Source organism: Rhodosalinus sp. 5P4 (assembly GCF_041365695.1).
Taxonomy (GTDB): Bacteria; Pseudomonadota; Alphaproteobacteria; order Rhodobacterales; family Rhodobacteraceae; genus Rhodosalinus.
In genome coordinates this window covers 121,735-140,044 of sequence record NZ_JBGFSJ010000004.1, presented here as the reverse complement: position 1 = coordinate 140,044, position 18,310 = coordinate 121,735, and the positions used below count along the sequence as shown (strand labels likewise).

15 protein-coding genes are annotated in these 18,310 nt (G+C 71.4%); 10 read left to right on the top strand and 5 right to left on the bottom strand.

The genetic code is table 11. The annotated features are described in order from the left end of the window. Window positions 1–3: 3 nt before the first annotated feature. From murJ to AB6A69_RS08530, 3 genes are read right to left on the bottom strand one after another with little or no spacing between them, the layout of a single operon-like run. Entirely contained in the window at window positions 4–1,548 is a 1,545-nt protein-coding gene (murJ, locus tag AB6A69_RS08540) for a murein biosynthesis integral membrane protein MurJ (protein ID WP_371055070.1), read from the bottom strand. Then, the gene (locus AB6A69_RS08535) at window positions 1,545–4,325 is read right to left on the bottom strand and encodes a [protein-PII] uridylyltransferase (RefSeq protein ID WP_371060458.1); all 2,781 of its coding nucleotides are present in this window, start codon (window positions 4,323–4,325) and stop codon (window positions 1,545–1,547) included. The genes murJ and AB6A69_RS08535 overlap by 4 nt, the downstream gene beginning before the upstream one ends. Further along, the gene (locus AB6A69_RS08530) at window positions 4,312–5,490 is read right to left on the bottom strand and encodes a penicillin-binding protein activator (protein ID WP_371060457.1); all 1,179 of its coding nucleotides are present in this window, start codon (window positions 5,488–5,490) and stop codon (window positions 4,312–4,314) included. Before AB6A69_RS08530 ends, AB6A69_RS08535 begins: the two co-directional genes overlap by 14 nt. 87 nt (window positions 5,491–5,577) lie before the next feature. Here AB6A69_RS08530 and rsmI point away from each other — a divergent pair, with 87 nt between their 5' ends. From rsmI to AB6A69_RS08510, 4 genes are all read left to right on the top strand, one after another. Then, window positions 5,578–6,438, top strand: coding sequence for a 16S rRNA (cytidine(1402)-2'-O)-methyltransferase (gene rsmI, locus AB6A69_RS08525; protein ID WP_371060706.1), 861 nt, complete (start codon window positions 5,578–5,580; stop codon window positions 6,436–6,438). Next, window positions 6,435–6,824 carry a YraN family protein gene (locus AB6A69_RS08520; RefSeq protein WP_371037463.1) on the top strand — a complete coding sequence of 130 codons (390 nt, stop codon included), beginning with the start codon at window positions 6,435–6,437 and terminating at the stop codon, window positions 6,822–6,824. The genes rsmI and AB6A69_RS08520 overlap by 4 nt, the downstream gene beginning before the upstream one ends. Before the next feature lie 86 nt (window positions 6,825–6,910). After that, window positions 6,911–7,855 carry a glutathione synthase gene (gene gshB / locus AB6A69_RS08515; RefSeq protein ID WP_371060456.1) on the top strand — a complete coding sequence of 315 codons (945 nt, stop codon included), beginning with the start codon at window positions 6,911–6,913 and terminating at the stop codon, window positions 7,853–7,855. A gap of 38 nt (window positions 7,856–7,893) precedes the next feature. Next, complete coding sequence (locus AB6A69_RS08510) at window positions 7,894–8,754, top strand: alpha/beta hydrolase fold domain-containing protein (protein ID WP_371060455.1); 861 nt, start codon at window positions 7,894–7,896, stop codon at window positions 8,752–8,754. Here the strand turns inward: AB6A69_RS08510 and AB6A69_RS08505 are convergent. Beyond that, window positions 8,724–10,235: a YifB family Mg chelatase-like AAA ATPase gene (locus AB6A69_RS08505; protein WP_371060705.1), complete on the bottom strand. Its 1,512-nt coding sequence runs from the start codon at window positions 10,233–10,235 to the stop codon at window positions 8,724–8,726. The genes AB6A69_RS08510 and AB6A69_RS08505 overlap by 31 nt on opposite strands. Before the next feature lie 266 nt (window positions 10,236–10,501). Here AB6A69_RS08505 and AB6A69_RS08500 point away from each other — a divergent pair, with 266 nt between their 5' ends. The 6 genes from AB6A69_RS08500 to AB6A69_RS08475 all read left to right on the top strand — a co-directional run bounded on the left by AB6A69_RS08500 (window position 10,502) and on the right by AB6A69_RS08475 (window position 17,194). Next, window positions 10,502–11,380 (top strand): RNA polymerase factor sigma-32, encoded by an 879-nt coding sequence (locus AB6A69_RS08500; RefSeq protein WP_371055066.1) that lies wholly within the window; start codon window positions 10,502–10,504, stop codon window positions 11,378–11,380. Continuing rightward, window positions 11,368–12,177 carry a ChaN family lipoprotein gene (locus tag AB6A69_RS08495; protein WP_371060704.1) on the top strand — a complete coding sequence of 270 codons (810 nt, stop codon included), beginning with the start codon at window positions 11,368–11,370 and terminating at the stop codon, window positions 12,175–12,177. The genes AB6A69_RS08500 and AB6A69_RS08495 overlap by 13 nt, the downstream gene beginning before the upstream one ends. A 162-nt stretch (window positions 12,178–12,339) precedes the next feature. Further along, the gene (gene coaBC, locus AB6A69_RS08490) at window positions 12,340–13,536 is read left to right on the top strand and encodes a bifunctional phosphopantothenoylcysteine decarboxylase/phosphopantothenate--cysteine ligase CoaBC (protein ID WP_371060454.1); all 1,197 of its coding nucleotides are present in this window, start codon (window positions 12,340–12,342) and stop codon (window positions 13,534–13,536) included. A 67-nt stretch (window positions 13,537–13,603) separates the two neighbouring features. Beyond that, window positions 13,604–14,065, top strand: coding sequence for a dUTP diphosphatase (gene dut / locus AB6A69_RS08485; RefSeq protein ID WP_371060453.1), 462 nt, complete (start codon window positions 13,604–13,606; stop codon window positions 14,063–14,065). After that, entirely contained in the window at window positions 14,065–15,144 is a 1,080-nt protein-coding gene (locus AB6A69_RS08480; RefSeq protein ID WP_371055064.1) for a ThiF family adenylyltransferase, read from the top strand. Before dut ends, AB6A69_RS08480 begins: the two co-directional genes overlap by 1 nt. Window positions 15,145–15,172: 28 nt before the next feature. Next, window positions 15,173–17,194, top strand: a complete 2,022-nt coding sequence (locus tag AB6A69_RS08475; RefSeq protein ID WP_371060452.1) for a M3 family metallopeptidase — start codon at window positions 15,173–15,175, stop codon at window positions 17,192–17,194. A gap of 58 nt (window positions 17,195–17,252) precedes the next feature. Here the strand turns inward: AB6A69_RS08475 and AB6A69_RS08470 are convergent, their stop codons facing one another. Beyond that, window positions 17,253–18,242, bottom strand: coding sequence for a TraB/GumN family protein (locus AB6A69_RS08470; RefSeq protein WP_371060451.1), 990 nt, complete (start codon window positions 18,240–18,242; stop codon window positions 17,253–17,255). Between the last annotated feature and the right edge of the window lie 68 nt (window positions 18,243–18,310).

The window sequence follows — 18,310 nt, the reverse complement described above, 5'->3', positions numbered from 1 at the left end:
CGGTCAGCCGCCCCGGCGCAGCGCGGTGCGCATCTCCGACAGGCGCAGCGCGCCGGTGACGTGGGCCGCGGCGAGGTAGACGAGCGCGCCGCCCGCCACCAGCGCGGCCAGCGCCGCGTAGCGCCAGCCCGGCAGGTAGAGCGCCGCGCCGAGCGCGCGATCCCCGGCGACGAGGGCCGCGCCCATCACGCCCGAGGCCAGCAGGATGCGCCAGAGCCGCGTGGCGAACCGCGCGTCGAAGCGCGCGACCTCGCCCATCGGGCGCGTGCCCGCGACGAGCAGCGCCACCATCACCCAGGCCGCTGCCGAGGTGGCGATCGCCGAGGCGATCCAGCCGATGAAGGGCGCGAGCCCGACCGCGACGACGGCGTTCACCACCATGGCCCAGACCGCGTAGCGGAAGGGCGTGCGCGTGTCCTCGCGCGCGAAATAGAGCGGCTGGAGCACCTTCTGGAGCACGAAGGCGGGCAGGCCCAGCCCGTAGATCGCCACGGCGAGGGCGATGGCCGCGCTGTCCTCGGGACGGGTCGCGCCGCGCTCGAACAGAACCGAGACGATGGGCAGCGGCACCGCCACCAGCGCCACGGCGCAGGGCACGGTGAGTGCGAGCGAGATCTCGCCCGCCCGCGACAGCGCGTGCCGCCCGCCCGTGTCGTCGCCGGCCTTGAGCCGCCGCGAGAGGTCCGGCAGGAGCACGATGCCGATGGCGATGCCCACCACGCCGAGCGGCAGCTGGTAAAGCCGGTCCGCCGCGTAGAGCCAGCCCACCGCGCGGTCGAAGTAGCTTGCCACCTGCTGGCCCACGAGCAGATTGACCTGCACCACGCCCCCGGCGAGCGCGGCGGGGATCGCGATCTTCACCAGGCGGCGGAGTTCCGGTGAAAGGCGCGGGCGCTGGAAGGTCATGGTGAAGCCCGCGCCGCGGGCGGCCCAGCCCACCAGCAGCAGTTGCGCGACGCCCGCCGCCGGGATGGCCCAGATGAGCGCGCGCGCGACATCGCCGCCCAGCCAGTGCGCCCCCGCCATCGCCGAGACGAGGATGACGTTGAGCAGCACCGGCGCCGCCGCGGCGGCGGCGAAGCGCCCCGTCGCGTTCAGCACGCCCGAGAGCAGCGCGGCCAGCGAGATGAAGAGGATGTAGGGAAAGGCGATACGCCCGAACTCGACCGACAGACCGAATTCCTCCCGCCCCGCGAAGCCGCTGGCCATGGCCAGGATGAGCCAGGGCATGGCGAGTTGCGCGATCAGGGTGAGGGCGATCAGCACGCTGGCGAGCCCCGCGAAGGCCTCTCGCGCGAAGGCCCGCGCGTCTTCCTCGCCCTCGAGCTTCTTCGAGAACATCGGCACGAAGGCCATGTTGAAGGCGCCCTCGGCGAAGAAGCGGCGGAACATGTTGGGCAGGCGGAAGGCGACGACATAGGCCTCGTAAAGCGGGCCGGTGCCGAGAAAACCCAGGATCAGGACGTCGCGCAGGAAACCGAGGACGCGGCTTGCCAACGTCCACACGCCGACCGTCAGGAACCCCGCCATCAGCCGGATGGGCTTCAAGAATTGGCCCTCTCGACGCCCGCCGTGATCGCCTGGCGCAGCTTCTTCTCCAGCGCCTTCTGCCGCGCCTCGGAATGGAACTTCAGCCCGAACATGTCCTTGACGTAGAAGCTGTCGACCACCTGCTCGCCATAGGTCGCGATCACCGCCGAGGCGATGTAGACGTGGTTGTCGGCCAGAACCCGCGTCAGGTCATAGAGAAGCCCCGGCCGGTCGCGCGTGTCCACCTCGATGATCGTGTAGATGTCCGACCCGTCATTGTCGAAGGTGATCGAGGTCGGCACCCGGAACGCCTTTTCACGCTTCTTCATGCGGTCGCGCGGCTTCATCGCCTCGCGGGGCACGACCTCGCCCTTGAGGGTTTTCTCGATCGTCCGCTCGAGCCGGGGCAGCCTGTCGGCCTCGTAGGGGCTGCCATCGGCGTCCTGCACCCAGAAGGCGGCGGTCGCGAAGCCGTCCTTGGTGGTGTAGGTGCGCGCGTCCACCACGTTCGCGCCCACGAGCGCCAGCGCGCCCGCGAGGCGCGAGAAGATGCCGGGATGATCGGCGAGCGCGAAGCAGACCCGCGTCGCGTCCCGGTCCTCGTCGGGGTGCAGGTCGATGCGGATGTCGCTTTCGCCGATGTCGTGCAGAAGCCGCGCGAAGACCTCGTGGGCGGTGACGTGCAGGCCCTGCCAGTAGGCCGGGTAGTGGCGCTGCGTCTCGCGCCGGATCTCGGTCTTGTCCCAGTCCTTGAGGCGCTTGCGCAGCAGCTTCTTGGCCTCCGCGCCGCGGTTCTCGCGGTTGAGCGCCTCCATCCCGTCCTTGAGCGCGCGGCGCGTCTGCCGGTAGAGCGCGCGCAGAAGCGCGGCCTTCCAGTTGTTCCAGGTGCCCGGGCCGACGCCCCGGATGTCGCACACGGTGAGCACCGTCAGAAGGTCGAGCCGCTCCACCGTCTTCACCGCCTTGGCGAAGTCGCGCACCGTGCGCGGATCGGCGATGTCGCGCTTCTGCGCCATGTCGGACATGAGCAGGTGGTAGCGCACCAGCCATTCGACGGTCTCGCATTCGGATTTCTTCAGCCCGAGCCGCGGCGCGATCTTGCGGGCGAGCCGCGCGCCGAGAACGGAGTGATCCTCCTCCCGCCCCTTGCCGATGTCGTGGCAGAGAAGGGCAACGTAGAGAACCCGCCGGTTTATGCCCTTCTCGATGATCTCGGAGGAGACGGGAAGCTCCTCGCCGAGTTCGCCGCGCTCGATCCGGGCGAGGTGGCTGATGCACTGGATGGTGTGTTCGTCCACCGTGTAGTGGTGGTACATGTTGAACTGCATCATCGCCACCACGGGGGCGAATTCGGGGATGAAGGCGGCCAGCACGCCGAGCTCGTTCATCCGCCTGAGCGCGCGTTCGGGATTGCCGTGCTTGAGCAGAAGATCGACGAAGATGCGCCGGGCCTCCCGGTCGCGGCGCATCCCGTCGTCGATCAGGTGGAGGTTGGCGCGCACGAGGCGCATCGCGTCCGGGTGGATCAGAAGCCCCGTGCGCAGCCCTTCCTCGAAAAGCCGCAGGATGTTGAGCTTGTCGTCGAGGAAGGTGGCGTCGTCCGCGATCGCGAGGCGGCCGTGGACCACCTCGTAGCCCGGCTTGGTCCTGGGGGTGCGGCGGAAGATGCGCTCCAGAAGCGGCGTCCCGCGGGAATGGTCCGCCTCGAGCGCGGTGAGGAAGATCCGCGTCAGATCGCCCACGGCGGTGGCGTGCAGGAAGTAGTCCTGCATGAAATGCTCCACCGCGCGACGTCCGGCGCGGTCGGCGTAGCCTAGGCGCTCTGCCACCTCGACCTGAAGGTCGAAGGTGAGTTGCTCCACCGCACGTCCGGCAAGCAGGTGCATGTGGCAGCGCACCGCCCAGAGGAAGGCCTCGGCACGGGCGAAGCGCTGGTATTCCTCGGGCCGGAACACGCCGATGGGCACGAGATCCGCGGCATTGTCGACGTGGTGGACGTATTTCGCGATCCAGTAGAGCGATTGCAGGTCACGCAGCCCGCCCTTGCCCTCCTTCACGTTGGGCTCGACCATGTAACGCTGGCCCTGCTTCTTGTGGCGCGCGTCGCGCTCGGAAAGCTTGGCCTCGATGAACGCGCGCTCGCTGCCCGCGAAAAGCTCGGCCTCGAGCCGGGTTTCCAGGATGGCGGCAAGCGACCGCTCGCCGCAGAGAAAGCGGCTTTCCAGAAGCGCGGTCCGGATCGTGAAATCCTCTCCGCCGAGCTTGAGGCAGTCCTTCACCGTGCGGGTGGCGTGGCCCACTTTCAGCTTCAGGTCCCAGAGGATGTAGAGAACGGTCTCGATCACCTGCTCGCAGAACGGATTGGACCCGCCGGGCGTGAGAAAGAGCAGATCCACGTCCGAGAAGGGTGCCATCTCGCCCCGCCCGTAGCCACCGACGCCGAGCACGGCCATGCCCGGGGTGTCGGGCTTCCCTTCGGGCGGGGGCACCAGCCGCTCCGCGGCGAACCGCCATGTGGTCCGCACGATCTCGTCGGTGAGGTGGGCGTAGGCGCGCACGGCCGCCCGCGCCTCGAAGGGGCGCGCCACGAGAGCCTCCGCGATCGCGTCCCGCCCGCGCGCCCGCGCCTCGCGCAGGACGGCCACGGCCTGCGCACGGCGATCGTCCGCCTCCGCGGACGCGGAAAGCGCCGCCTGCACCGCCCTCGCGTCGAAGATCGCGTCGGGCGGACAGATCAGCGCGTCGGGTGCGGGCCGTTCGGCGGCGGGTGCGAGCGCGGCCTCAGGACCCGGCACCGGCGAAACTTCTCGGGGCGGGGTCGAGGATGACGACCTGCCGGTCGCGGATCGTCGCCACGGCAAGGGCGCGCTCGTTGGTGCCGTCGGGGCGCAGGCGGAAGGCACCGCCGGTCCCCGCGAAGCCCCGCGAGCGGGTGAAGCTCTGCGGGCTCAGCGCGTCGCGGCTGCCGCTTCGGGCAAGCGCGCCAATGGCGGCGATGCCGTCATAGGCGAGGCCCGCCAGCGGATGCGGCGCTTCGCCGTTCGCGGCCTGGTAACGGGCGCGGAACTGCGCCTGCAACGCCTCGTCGGGACGGGCGAACCAGCCCCCCTCGAGCCCGGGAAGCTCGAGCGTCTGGGGCGGCACGTCCCATCGCGCGAGACCGATGTATTGCGTCACCTCCGGATCGATACCGCGTTCGGGGATGAGCTGGGCGAGCAGCGGAAGCGCGCCCGCGGAATTCGAGGTGAGAAACACCGCGTCGGCGTCATTCGCGCGCACGGTCTGCGCGACCTGCGACGCCGCCGAGATCGCGCCCTGCTCGGTGAAGGGAAAGGACACCTCGCCCGCAACGGCGATCCCGTTCGACACCGCGGCCGACCGTATCGCGTTCCGCCCGAACTGCCCCTCGACGTTCGCGGGGTGGACGGTCACGAGGCTGCGCTTGCCCTGCCGCGACGCGTAACGGGCGAGCCGTTCGGCCGTGTTCTCGAAGGTGGGGCCCAGGACGAAAAGATTGCCGCCGGCGATGGAGGTGTTGTTGGAGAAGCTCAGCACCGTCACGCCATCGTCGGCCACCGCCACCGCCGCGGCATTGGCCGCGTCGCCGAAGAGCGGGCCGAGGATCACGGCCGCGCCCTCGTCGGCGGCCTGCTGGGCGACCTGCGCCGCGCGCGCGGAACTGCCGGCCGTGTCGTAGACGCGCAGTTCGATCGTCACGCCGCTCAGATCGGCCACGGCGAGCCGCGCCGCCGCCTCGAGGCTTCGCGCCACACCGGATGCGCCCTCCGAGCTTCGTGGAACGAGAAGCGCCACCGGCACCGGCCGGTCTTGGTCGACGGGACGCCCCGTCGCCAGCGGCGCGCCGGGCGCCGTCACGTCGCAGGCGGCGAGCCAGAACAGCGACAGGACGGCGATGAGCCGGGCGGCGGGCTTGCGGGCGGCGCTGAAAACCGAAAACATTGGATCGCTCCCTTGGCGGCGCCTGTCGCGGCGCGCGTGGCGTGGCGGGGTCGATCATAACCACCAGGAAAGGCGGGTCCAGTGTCGATTGGACGGGAAAGCGGGCTGGCGCCGGGACTGTATCTGGTCGCCACGCCCATAGGGAACGCGCGCGACATCACGCTGCGCGCGCTCGACGTGCTGCGCGACGCCGACGTGCTGGCGGCCGAGGACACCCGGAGCCTGCGCAGGCTGATGGAGATCCACGGCCTTGCGCCGGGGGGGCGGACGTTCCTCGCCTACCACGACCACAATGGCGCAAAGATGCGTCCGCGGCTGCTTGCCGAGCTCGCGGCGGGCCGCTCGGTGGCCTATGCCAGCGAGGCGGGAACGCCGCTTGTGGCCGATCCCGGCTACCAGCTGGTGCGCGAGGCGGTGGCCGCGGGCCATGCCGTGACCGCAGCCCCCGGACCCTCGGCGGCGCTCGCGGCGCTCACCGTGGCGAGCCTGCCGACGGACCGTTTCCTTTTCGCGGGCTTCCTGCCGCCCGCGGCGGCGCAGCGGCGCCGGTCGCTGGGCGAACTGGCGCCGGTTCCCGCGACCCTCGTCTTCTACGAATCGCCCCGCCGCCTCGCCGCGATGCTGGCCGACGCGGCGGCGACGCTGGGGCATGATCGCCCCGCGGCGGTCTGCCGGGAACTCACCAAGCGGTTCGAGGAGTGCCGTCGCGCGCCATTGGGAGAGCTTGCCGAGACGATGGCCGCGACGCCGGTGAAGGGCGAGGTCGTGGTCGTCGTCGGGCGCGGGCGTTCGGAAACCGTTAGCGACTCGGTGCTAGACGAGAAGCTCGAGGCGGCACTCGGCACGATGTCGGTGCGCGACGCGGCCGACACGGTCGCGCGCGAAACCGGCGCGCAGCGCCGGCATGTCTACCAGATGGCGCTCAGGAAGGAGCGGGGCGAACGATGACAGGGCCGGTCCATGCTGCACAGCGCGCGACGCGGGGCGGACGGGCCCATCTTTCCGGACAGGCGGCGGAAGAGGCGGCGGCGCGGCGCTATGCGGGCGCGGGCTGCGCGATCCTCGACCGGCGCTGGCGCGGCGCGGCCGGCGAGATCGATCTGGTGGCACGGGACGGCGCGACGATCGTCTTCGTGGAGGTCAAGCGTGCGGCGAGCCATGCGCGGGCGGCCGAGCGGCTGACCGCGCGCCAGCGCGGACGGCTCTGTGCCGCGGCGGAAGAGTATCTCGGGCGGATGTCGCACGGCCTGCTCACCGAGATGCGGTTCGACGTGGCGCTGGTGAACGGCACGGGCGAGGTCGCGGTGCTCGAGAACGCCTTCGGCGCGGCCTGACCGCGACCGGGGCCCGGCACGGGCGTTGCGCCCCGGCGGGGGCTGCGCCATGAAGGGGCGCCGCCACAACGCCGGAGCCGCGCATCATGCGAGTCGCCTTCCAGATGGATCCGATCGGTGCGATCGACATCGACGCCGACAGCACCTTCCGCCTCGCCGAGGAGGCGCAGGCGCGGGGTCATGACCTCTTCTACTACACGCCCGGAACGCTCGCCTACGAGGAGGGTCGGATCACCGCGCGGGGCCAGACGCTAAAGGTGCGACGGGTCCGCGGCGATCATGCCGTGCTGGGCGAGATGGAGACCGTGACGCTCGATGAGTTCGACGTCGTCTGGCTGCGCCAGGATCCGCCCTTCGACATGCACTACATCACCACGACCCATTTGCTGCAGCGCCTCGCTCCCGGCACGCTGGTCGTGAACGACCCGTTCTGGGTGCGAAACTTTCCCGAGAAACTCCTCGTGCTGGATTTCCCGGATCTCACCCCGCCCACGGCCATCGCACGGGATCTCGCCACCATCCGCGCCTTCAAGGACGGCCATGGCGACGTGATCCTGAAGCCGCTTTACGGCAATGGCGGGGCGGGCGTCTTCCGCCTCGACAGGAACGACCGGAACCTCTCGGCGCTCTACGAGCTTTTCACCGGCTTTTCGCGCGAGCCGCTCATCGTGCAGAAGTTCCTGCCGGCCGTCTCGGAGGGCGACAAGCGGGTGATCCTGGTCGACGGCGAGGCCGCGGGCGCGATCAACCGCGTGCCCGCGGCGGGCGAGACGCGCTCCAACATGCATGTGGGCGGCCGGGCCGAGCCCGCGGAGCTCTCCGACCGCGACCGGGAGATCTGCGCGGCGATCGGCCCGCTCCTGCGCGAGCGCGGCCAGGTCTTCGTCGGCATCGACGTGATCGGCGGGCATCTGACCGAGATCAACGTGACCTCGCCCACCGGCCTGCAGGAGCTGGAGCGTTTCGACGGGGCGAACGTCGCGGCCCGTATCTGGGAGGCGATCGAGGCGCGCCGCGCCGCGGGCCGGTGACGAGCCGGCGGCTCGCCCTTCTTGCGGCCGGGCTTCGCGTGACGGCGAAGCCATGGCTCGCCCGCACCGCGACGCCGGAGCAGGCGGAGCGGGACTTCGAGCGCGCGGCAGCCCTTTTGCGCCAGCCGCCCAACCTGCGCCTGCTGCGCCGCGGCGCGCCGCGGCTCGCGTGGATTTCGGCCGGCCCCTGCGTGCCGCGCCGCGTCGTCCTGTGGTTTCACGGCGGCGCCTATATTGCCGGCAGCGCGCGCACGCATGGAGGAATGCTGGGCTGGCTGTCGGCGCTTTCCGGCGTCGAGATCTGCGCGCCGGAATACCGTCTCGCGCAGGAGGCGCCGTTTCCGGCCGCCTTCGAGGACGCCTGCGGGGCATGGGAAGCCCTGGCGGCGCTGGGCTACGCGCCGGATGACATCCTTCTGGGCGGGGACAGTGCGGGGGGCGGGCTTGCGCTGGCGCTCATGGCGCGGCTTTTGCGCGAAGGCGTGCGCCCGCGCGGCCTCCTCGCCTTTTCGCCCTGGACGGACCTGGCGCTCACGGGCCCGTCGCTGGCCGAGAACGCCCGGGCCGATCCGCTGCTGCCGGTCCACCGGATGGAGGAGGTCGTCGAGATCGTGCGCGCGGAGGCGGATCCGCGCGATCCGCGCCTGTCGCCGCTCTACGCGCGGTTCGAGCGTCCTCCCCCGGCGTTCTTCCAGGTGGGCGACACGGAGATCCTGCGCGACGATACCCTGCGCATGGCCGCGGCCCTGCGCGCGGCGGGCGGGGAGGTGGAGACCGAGATCTGGCCGGGCGTGCCCCATGTCTGGCAGATCTTCGACGGCTGGCTGCCCGAGGCGCGCGCCGCGCTGAAAAAAGCCGCGCGCTTCGTTCAGAGTTCCTTCGCCGCGACGATGCGATAGCTCACCGCTTCGGCGACATGCGGCCCGCGCACGTCTGCCGCGCCCTCCAGGTCCGCCAGCGTGCGCGCCACGCGAAGGACGCGGTGATAGCCGCGCGCCGATAGCCCGAAGCGTTCCGCCACGCGGACGAGAAGCGCGCGGCCCTCGCTGTCGGGCGTGGCGATCTCTTCGAGCGCCGCGCCTTCCGCGTCCGCGTTCTGCCGCAGCGGGGAGCCATCGAAACGCGCCGCCTGGCGCGCGCGCGCCTCGGCCACGCGGGCGGCGACGGGCGCGGTGGGCTCGCCGCGCGCGGGCAGGTCGAGGTCGGCGAAGGCGACCGGTGGGACCTCCACGCGCAGGTCGAACCTGTCCATCAGCGGGCCCGAGATCCGTCCGAGATAGTCCTCTCCGCAATTGGGTGCGCGCGCGCAGGCCCGGGCGGGATCGGTCATGTACCCGCATTTGCAGGGATTTGCCGCCGCGACGAGGAGGAACCGGCAAGGATAGCGCACATGGGCGTTCGCGCGCGACACGGTCACCTCGCCCGTCTCGATCGGCTGCCGGAGCGTCTCCAGCACGGCGCGCGGGAATTCCGGGAACTCGTCCATGAAGAGCACGCCGTTGTGCGCGAGGCTGATCTCGCCGGGCTTCGCGCCTTTCCCGCCGCCGACGATGGCGGCCATGGATGCGGTGTGGTGCGGCTCGCGGAAGGGTCGCGTGCGCGAGATGCCGCCTTCCTCCAGAAGTCCCGCGAGCGAGTGGATCATCGAGGTCTCGAGCGCCTCCACCGCCGAGAGCGGCGGCAGCAGGCCGGGCATGCGCGCGGCCAGCATCGACTTCCCCGATCCGGGCGTGCCGATCATGATGAGGTGATGCCGTCCCGCGGCGGCGATCTCGAGCGCGCGCTTGGCGCGTTCCTGCCCCTTCACGTCTGCAAGATCGCGGCCCGGGGGCGGGCGGGCGATCTCTCCGGGCTCGGCGGGGCTGATCGGCGCCTGTCCGGTGAAGTGGCGCACGACGTCGCCCAGGCTTGCCGCCCCGATGACCTGGGCGCCGCCGACCCAGGCTGCCTCCGCCCCCGAGGCGCGCGGACAGAGCAGCGCACGGTGATCCTCCGCGGCGGCGAGCGCGGCCGGCAGCGCCCCGGGTACCGCCATGAGCCGCCCGTCGAGCGCCAGTTCGCCGAGCGCGATCGTGCCATCCGCCGCGTCGGCCGGCACGATCTCGAGCGCGGCGAGCAGCGCCAGGGCTATGGGAAGATCGAAATGCGAGCCCTCCTTGGGCAGGTCGGCGGGGGCGAGATTCACGGTGATGCGTTTGGACGGCAGCGCGATCGCCATCGCCGCGAGCGCGCCGCGCACCCGCTCGCGCGCCTCGCTCACCGCCTTGTCGGGCAGCCCCACCACCGAAAAGGCGGGCAGCCCGGGCGCCACGGCGCACTGCACCTCCACGCGCCGCGCCTCCACGCCTTCGAACGCGACCGTATGGGCCGTGGCCACCATTGCACCTTCCAAGCCGGAAATCCTCGTTAACGAATATGTGAAGACCGGTTTCAAAAGAGTTAACGCGGCCGCGCGCCGGTCGGAAAAGACCCTTGCAACACAAGGCCGCTGCGCCTCTGAGCGGCGGTCAGGGCGCGCGGAGGCGCTGTCCGCCGGCGCGGGGCCCAGACAATTGCATGCAACTCGTGCGTGATCCGGTTCGGAGTGGCGTGCGTAATGCTAAACAAAGACAAGTCAACCAAGGCGTCACTGAAAGGGGAGCGATCATGTCCCTTCACACCGAAACTGACACCAGCCTGTCGCGGAAGGCCATGAAGGCCGAACTGCTCGATGCCGAGACCGAGTTGCAGCTGGCCTATGCATGGCGCGACCACCGCGACGAGAAGGCGCTGCACCGCCTGATCACGGCCTACATGCGCCTCGCGATCTCCATGGCCTCCAAGTTCCGCCGCTACGGCGCCCCGATGAACGACCTGATCCAGGAAGCCGGGCTCGGGCTGATGAAGGCCGCCGACAAGTTCGATCCCGACCGGGGCGTGCGGTTCTCCACCTACGCCGTCTGGTGGATCAAGGCCTCGATCCAGGATTACGTGATGCGCAACTGGTCGATGGTGCGCACCGGCTCCACCTCCTCGCAGAAATCGCTGTTCTTCAACATGCGCCGTGTGCAGGCGCGGCTGGAGCGCGAGGCGGCGCAGAACGGGGTGGAACTCGACCGCCACCAGCTGCACCAGCTCATCTCCACGGAGATCGGCGTCCCGCTTGCCGACGTGGAAATGATGGAAGGGCGCCTGTCCGGAAGCGATTTCTCGCTGAACGCCACGCAGTCCGCCGACGACGAGGGGCGCGAGTGGATCGAGACGATCGAGGACGACAGCGCGCAGGCCTCCGACCTCGTCGAGGACAGCCACGACATCGCCCAGCTTCGCGGCTGGCTCGTGGAGGCCTTGCAGGGTCTGAACGAGCGGGAGCGCTTCATCGTGCGCGAGCGGAAACTGCGCGAGGAGCCGCGCACGCTGGAAAGCCTCGGCAACGAGCTCGGCCTGTCGAAGGAGCGTGTGCGCCAGCTCGAGGCGGCGGCGTTCCAGAAGATGCGCCGCGCGCTGGAGACGCAGTCGCGCGAGGTGCACTCATTCCTCGCCTGACGCTCGCCGCGCTCGCCCTTGCGGCCTGGACGGTTCCGGGCGCCGCCGATGAGGCGACGCCCGGGCAACTTGCCCAGTTCCCCCCGGCAGAGCTGCTGATCCTGGGCGAGGTGCACGATAACCCGCGCCACCATGAAACGCAGGCCCGGATCGTGGCACAGGTGGCCCCCGCCGCGCTCGTCTTCGAGATGTTGACGCCCGCGCAGGCCGCGCGGGTGACCCCGGAGTTGATGGCCGACGAGACCGCCCTGCGAGACGTTCTGGGCTGGGACCAGTCGGGCTGGCCCGATTTCACGATGTATTATCCGATCTTCGCCGCCGCCCCCGAGGCGGCGTTCTACGGTGCCGCGGTGCCACGGGAGGACCTTCGCGGCATCGTGGCGGGCGACGACCCCCTTCCGGAAGATGCCGCGCGCTTCGGGCTCGACCGCCCGCTGCCCGACGATCAGCAGCGCGTGCGGGAGGCCATGCAGATGGCGGCCCACTGCGACGCGCTGCCCGAAGAACTCCTGCCCGGCATGGTGCGCGCGCAACGCGTGCGCGATGCGGCACTGGCCCGCGCAGCCCTCGCCGCGCTCGAGGACACGGGCGGACCGGTGGTGGTGATCACCGGCAACGGTCATGCCCGCACGGATTGGGGCGTGCCGTCGAAGATCGCGCGGGCGGCGCCGGGGGTCGCGGTGCTGTCGCTCGGCCAGCTCGAGGCCGCGCCGGCGGAGGGCGAGGCGCCCTACGATCTCTGGGTGGTGACGGAGCCCGTCGACCGGCCGGACCCGTGCGAGGCTTTCGCGGAGTAACGGCGCCGGCCTTGCCACGGCGCGTCCCCCGTCCGGCCGCGCCGATACCGTCGAAGACCAAGCGGCACAGGGGGGCCGCCGCGAGGCCGAGCGGCTTTCGGCGGCTCCCTTGTCTCGGTCTTCCCGGCACCCTAGAACGAAGCTGGCAGCGCGGGGAACGACATGCTGGCGGGCAAGCGCATCCTTCTGATCATCGGCGGCGGCATCGCGGCCTACAAGGCGCTGGAGACGATCCGACGGCTGCGCGAGGCCGGCGCGTCGGTCACGCCCGTGATGACGCGGGCGGCGGGCGAATTCGTCACGCCGCTTTCCGTGGCCTCGCTGGCCGGCGCGAAGGTCTATACCGAGCTCTTCGACCTGACCGACGAAGCTGAGATGGGCCACATCCAGCTGTCGCGGGTGGCCGACCTCGTCCTGGTCGCACCCGCCACCGCGGACCTGATGGCGAAGATGGCGCAGGGCCATGCAGACGACCTGGCCTCGACCCTGCTGCTGGCCACGGACACGCCGGTGATGATCGCCCCGGCGATGAACGTGCGCATGTGGGAGCATCCCGCGACCCGGCGCAATGCCGAGATGCTTGCCGGGGACGGGGTGCGCCTCCTAGGACCCGAGGAGGGCGGCATGGCCTGCGGTGAATGGGGCCCGGGACGGATGGCCGAGCCTGCCGGGATCGTGGAGGCCGTCCGGTCCGCACTCGCGGCGGGGCCGCTCGCCGGACGGCGGGTCGTCGTGACTTCGGGGCCCACCCACGAGCCCATCGACCCGGTACGCTACATCGCCAACCGCTCGTCCGGCGCGCAGGGCGCCGCGCTCGCCCGCGCGCTGGCCGCGCTGGGCGCGGAGGTGGTCTTCGTCACCGGGCCCGCGACCGCGCCGCGCCCCGCAGGCGTCGAGGTGGTGGAGGTCCAGACCGCACGGGAGATGCTGGCGGGGGTGGAGGCCGCGCTTCCCGTCGATGCCGGGATCTTCGCCGCCGCGGTGGCCGACTGGCGCGTGGCCGATGCCGCGGCACAGAAGATCAAGAAGGCGCCGGGGGGCGACGCGCCGACGCTAGCCTTCGTGGAGAACCCCGACATCCTCGCGGCGGTCGCCCGGCGCGCGGCCGGGCGCCCGCGCCTCGTGGTGGGGTTCGCGGCCGAGACGACGGATGTGGTGGCGAACGCCACGGCCAAGCGCGCGCGCAAGGGCTGCGACTGGATCGTGGCCAACGACGTGTCGCCGGACACGGGCATCATGGGCGGGGCCGAGAATGCGGTCACGCTGATCACGGACGCGGGCGCCGAGAGCTGGCCGCGCATGTCGAAGGACGAAGTCGCGCGGCGTCTCGCGGGACGCATCGCCGAGGCGCTGGAGTGACGGAACGCGCCTGCGGCGCGTGCCTCCGGCGGGAGTGTTTGAGCCAAGAAGAAGGATCGGGAAAGCGATGGTCGTTCTGCGCGTGATGCGCAGCGGGGAAGCCGACCCCGCTGTGCCGCTGCCCGCCTACGCCACGGAAGGCTCCGCGGGCGCGGATCTTCGGGCCAATTTTCCACCCGGAGCGCGCGAGGGCGTGACGCTCGCGCCCGGGGCGCGGGCGCTCGTGCCGACGGGCCTTCGTCTCGAGATCCCGGAGGGCCACGAGGTGCAGATCCGTCCGCGCTCGGGGCTCGCGCTCGGTCACGGCATCACCCTTCCCAACGCGCCGGGCACCATCGACAGCGATTATCGCGGCGATCTGGGCGTGGTTCTCATGAACGCGGGCGAGGCGCCGTTCCACGTCGCGCATGGGGCGCGGATCGCGCAGATGGTCGTGGCGCCGGTGACGCGCGCCCGGTTCGAGCTTGCGACGGCGCTCTCGGCGACAGCGCGCGGCGCGGGGGGCTTCGGCTCCACGGGAGAGCGCTGATGCTTCTGGTTCTCGCGCTCGGCGCCGCGATATGGTGGGCGGGCAAGGCGCTCGGCGTGCCGCGCCAGGCGCGGTTTCTCTTGCTCGGCCTGCTTTATGTCGCGGTGCTCATGGTGCAGGTCGCGCTGCCCCGGGGACATGGGCTGCGCGAGGCGACGGGCGGCTCTCCGGCGCTCTGGCTCATTCTCGGCGGTTTCGTGGCGCTGACGATCGCGTACCGGGCGGTGCTGGCGCGGCTTCGGGCGCGGGCTGGCGGCGGCGTCACGGATGCCGGGACGGCCGCCTCGCCGGCGCGCCCGGGCGAAGGCCCGATGGGCGAGGCCGAGCTGGAGCGCTATGCCCGCCACATCGTGCTTCGCGAGATCGGCGGGCCGGGACAGCAGGCGCTGCGCCAGGCGCGGGTGCTGGTGGTGGGCGCGGGCGGCCTGGGCGCGCCGGCGCTTCAGTATCTGGGCGCGGCCGGGGTGGGCACGCTGGGCGTGATCGACGACGATACGGTGGAAAACGCCAACCTCCAGCGGCAGGTCATCCATCGCGATGCCGATATCGGGATGCCGAAGGTGTTCTCGGCGCAGGCCGCGGTTCAGGCGCAAAACCCCTTCGTCACGGTGCGGCCCTACCGCCGCCGGCTGGATGGGGAGGTCGCGGAGGCGCTTTTCGCAGACTACGACGTGATCCTGGACGGGTCGGACAATTTCGCCACCCGCGAGCTTGTGAACCGCGCCGCCGTGGCGGCGGGAAAGCCGCTCGTCTGGGGCGCTCTCTCGCAGTGGGAGGGGCAGGTTTCGGTCTTCGATCCGGCGGAGGGCGCGCCCTGCTACGCCTGCGTCTTTCCGGAGCGCCCGGCGCCGGGCCTTGCGCCCTCCTGCGCGGAGGCGGGCGTGCTCGGGCCGCTTCCGGGCGTCATAGGCGCGATGATGGCGGTGGAGGGGGTGAAGCTCGTCACCGGCGCGGGGGCGCCGCTGCGCGGGCGGCTCGCGCTTTACGACGCGCTCTGGGGCGAGACGCGGCAGGTGGCGGTCAAGCCGCGCCCGGGCTGCGCCGTCTGCGGGGCTGGCGCCGGCCGCGGACCGGCATAGATCACACTGGACCCGAAGGGAGATTGCGATGACCAATCCGCTGCTCGCGCCGTTCGACACGCCTTACGGCCTGCCGCCCTTCGACCGGATCGAGGATGCGCATTTCGCGCCGGCCCTCGAGGCGGCGCTCGCGGAGGCGCGCTCCGAGATCGAGGCGATCGCGGCGGATCCCGCCCCACCGGATTTCGCCAACACCGTGCAGGCTCTCGAGGGCGCGGGCGGGGCGCTGGACCGGGTGCTCGGCGCCTTCTTCGCGGTGGCGGGCGCGGACGCCACGCCCGCGCGTCAGGCGCTTCAGCGCGATTTCTCGCCGAAGCTCGCCGAATTCGCCTCGGATCTCTACGGCAACCGCGCGCTCTGGGAGCGGGTGCGCGCGGTGTGGGAGGTGCGCGACACGCTCGACCTCGACGGGCAGGACGCGCGTCTGCTCGAACTCAGCCATCGCGGTTTCGTCCGCGCCGGCGCGGCGCTCGAGGGCGCGGCGGCCCGAAGGATGCGCGAGATCAAGAGCCGGCTTGCGGTGCTTGGCACGCAGTTCACGCAGAACCTGCTGGCGGAAGAGGCGGGATGGCGGCTCGATCTTTCCGAGGCGGATCTCGAGGGGCTGCCGGCGTTCGTGGTCGCCGCGGCGCGGGCGGCGGGGGCCGAGGCGGGCGCGCCCGGGCCGGTGGTCACGCTGTCGCGCTCGCTGATCGTGCCCTTCCTGCAATTCTCGCCCCGGCGCGACCTGCGCGAGCGGGCGTGGCGGGCGTGGACCTCGCGGGGCGCCAATGGCGGGGAGACCGACAACCGCGCCATCGCCGCCGAGGTGCTGGCGCTGCGGCAGGAGCGCGCGCGGCTGCTGGGCCATGCGAGCTTCGCCCACTGGAAGCTCGAGACGGAGATGGCGGGCAGTCCCGACCGGGTCCGCGATCTGCTGATGGAGGTGTGGGAGCCTGCGCGGGCACAGGCCGAGGCGGACGCCGCGGCGCTGACCGCCATGATGCACGCGGAAGGGGTGAACGGGGATCTGGAGCCATGGGACTGGCGCCATTACGCCGAGAAACGCCGCCAGGCGGAGCATGAGATCGACGAGGCGGCGCTCAAGCCGTATCTGCGGCTGGAACGCATGATCGAGGCCGCCTTCGACACCGCCGGCCGACTTTTCGGGCTCGAGTTCCGGGAGGTCGACGCGCCGCTCTATCATCCCGATGCCCGGGCCTGGGAGGTCACGCGCGACGGCCGGCACATGGCGCTATTCGTGGCCGATCATTTCGCGCGGGCGACGAAACGCTCCGGCGCCTGGTGCAGCACGATCCACGGCCAGCGCAACTGGCCCGAGGCGCGCCGCGCGGTGGTGGTCAATGTCTGCAACTTCGCGAAGCCGTCGCCTGGCGCGCCCGCGCTGCTGAGCTATGACGACGCGCGCACGCTGTTCCACGAGTTCGGCCACGCGCTGCACCACATCCTCTCGGACGTCCGTTACGGCTCGATGGCGGGCACGTCCGTGGCCCGTGACTTCGTCGAGCTGCCGAGCCAGCTCTTCGAGCACTGGCTCGAGGTGCCCGAGGTTCTGGAGCGTTTCGCCACCCATGCCGAGACCGGCGCGCCGATGCCGCGCGAGATGCTGGAGAAGATGCTCGAGGCGGCGAATTTCGACACGGGCTTCCAAACGGTGGAATACGTCGCCTCGGCGCTCGTCGACCTGGAGTTTCACGCGGGCGACGCGCCAGCAGATCCGATGGCGCGGCAGGCGGACGTGCTGGGCGGGATCGGGATGCCGCGGGCGATCGGGATGCGCCACGCCACGCCCCATTTCGCCCATGTCTTCGCCGGCGACGGCTATTCGGCGGGCTATTACAGCTACATGTGGTCCGAGGTGATGGACGCCGACGCGTTCGAGGCGTTCCGCGAGGCCGGCGGCCCCTTCGACGCGGAGGTCGCGCGGCGGCTCGAGCGCGAGATCCTCTCGGCCGGCGGGGCGGCGGAGGCGGAGGCGCTCTACACCCGGTTTCGCGGTCGGATGCCGGGCGTCGCCGCCCTGCTGCGGGGCCGGGGGCTTGCCGCGTGACGCGGGCCGGCGCCACGAAAGCGGACCGGGCAAGGCGCCTCGAAGCGCCTTCGCCCGCTCAGAACGGAAGGCGGGCGATGGTGTAGCCTTCGCTCTGCAGAAGGGCGAGGACGCCGGCCTCGCCGAAGAGATGGGCCGCACCGAAGGCGAGGAGGAGCCTGTCGCCCTCGGCCGCCTCGATCACGTCGATCCACGCCCTGTTGCGCTCGTCTAGAAGCCGTGTCTCCATCTCGGCGAAAACGGCGTCGATCTCCTCGGCGGGAAGGTCGAGCGTGCGCCGCGCCACCACCCGCGCCATCTGCCAGCCCTCGGCGTGGGTCTCGTCGAAATAGGCTTCGATGGTGGTGGTGAAGGCGTCCTCGGTCGCCTCGGCGGGCATCATGCCGAGCAGCAGCATCTTCACCTGCTCCTCGAGCGGAGCCTGGCCGAAAAGCGCGAAGAGCGTGTCGACCGGTTCGAGCGAGCGCACCGGTACGCCCCCGGCCCGGGCCGCCTCGATCACGCGGTGGTCGAGGCCGCGCGCGCCCGCGACGATTTCGGGCATGGCGCAAGGCGGGATCGCGAGCTGGAGCGAGAGGTACCAGGGCTGCATCCGCGCCGCCATCGCGGGCGGCAATCCGCGCGCCCGGATCGCGTCCGACAGGGTCTGCCAGGTCGCGTCGTCCATGAACCCCGGAAGCGTCTCGGTGCCCGGCAGCAGCAGGCGCCCCGGGTCGGCCGCGATCTCCGACTGGAGCGCGGCCTCGTCCTCGTCCGACAGCTCGACCAGCACGAGATCGGCCGCCGCCACGGCGGGGGCGAGTCGTTCCATCACCGGATCGAGCCGGGGGTCGGACAGGTGGATCGTGCCCACGATGTCGATCACCCGCGCGCCGCGGGTGGCGCGCCACCGGTTGCCTTCGGGGTAGGGGGTGGCCGCGACGGCGCTGGCGAGCGCGGCGCGGTCTTCCGGCGAAAGTGTGCCGCGCAAGTCCTCGCCTGCGCAGCGCGCCGAGGCGGCGCCGGCGCTGAAGAGCACGAGAAGAAGGCTTGCAAGAAGGCGTGTCATGATCGGGTCGGCCGCTGTTGTTGCATCCTGCTCATGTCCCGGATACCCGCCCCGCGGACCGGCGACAA

Coding starts and splice junctions, on each gene's coding strand:
- AB6A69_RS08530 (WP_371060457.1), bottom strand. CDS start 5,490: ATGTTTTCGGTTTTCAGCGCCGCCCGCAAGCCCGCCGCCCGGCTCATC.
- AB6A69_RS08520 (WP_371037463.1), top strand. CDS start 6,435: ATGACAGGGCCGGTCCATGCTGCACAGCGCGCGACGCGGGGCGGACGG.
- gshB (WP_371060456.1), top strand. CDS start 6,911: ATGCGAGTCGCCTTCCAGATGGATCCGATCGGTGCGATCGACATCGAC.
- AB6A69_RS08505 (WP_371060705.1), bottom strand. CDS start 10,235: ATGGTGGCCACGGCCCATACGGTCGCGTTCGAAGGCGTGGAGGCGCGG.
- AB6A69_RS08500 (WP_371055066.1), top strand. CDS start 10,502: ATGTCCCTTCACACCGAAACTGACACCAGCCTGTCGCGGAAGGCCATG.
- coaBC (WP_371060454.1), top strand. CDS start 12,340: ATGCTGGCGGGCAAGCGCATCCTTCTGATCATCGGCGGCGGCATCGCG.
- dut (WP_371060453.1), top strand. CDS start 13,604: ATGGTCGTTCTGCGCGTGATGCGCAGCGGGGAAGCCGACCCCGCTGTG.
- AB6A69_RS08480 (WP_371055064.1), top strand. CDS start 14,065: ATGCTTCTGGTTCTCGCGCTCGGCGCCGCGATATGGTGGGCGGGCAAG.
- AB6A69_RS08475 (WP_371060452.1), top strand. CDS start 15,173: ATGACCAATCCGCTGCTCGCGCCGTTCGACACGCCTTACGGCCTGCCG.
- AB6A69_RS08470 (WP_371060451.1), bottom strand. CDS start 18,242: ATGACACGCCTTCTTGCAAGCCTTCTTCTCGTGCTCTTCAGCGCCGGC.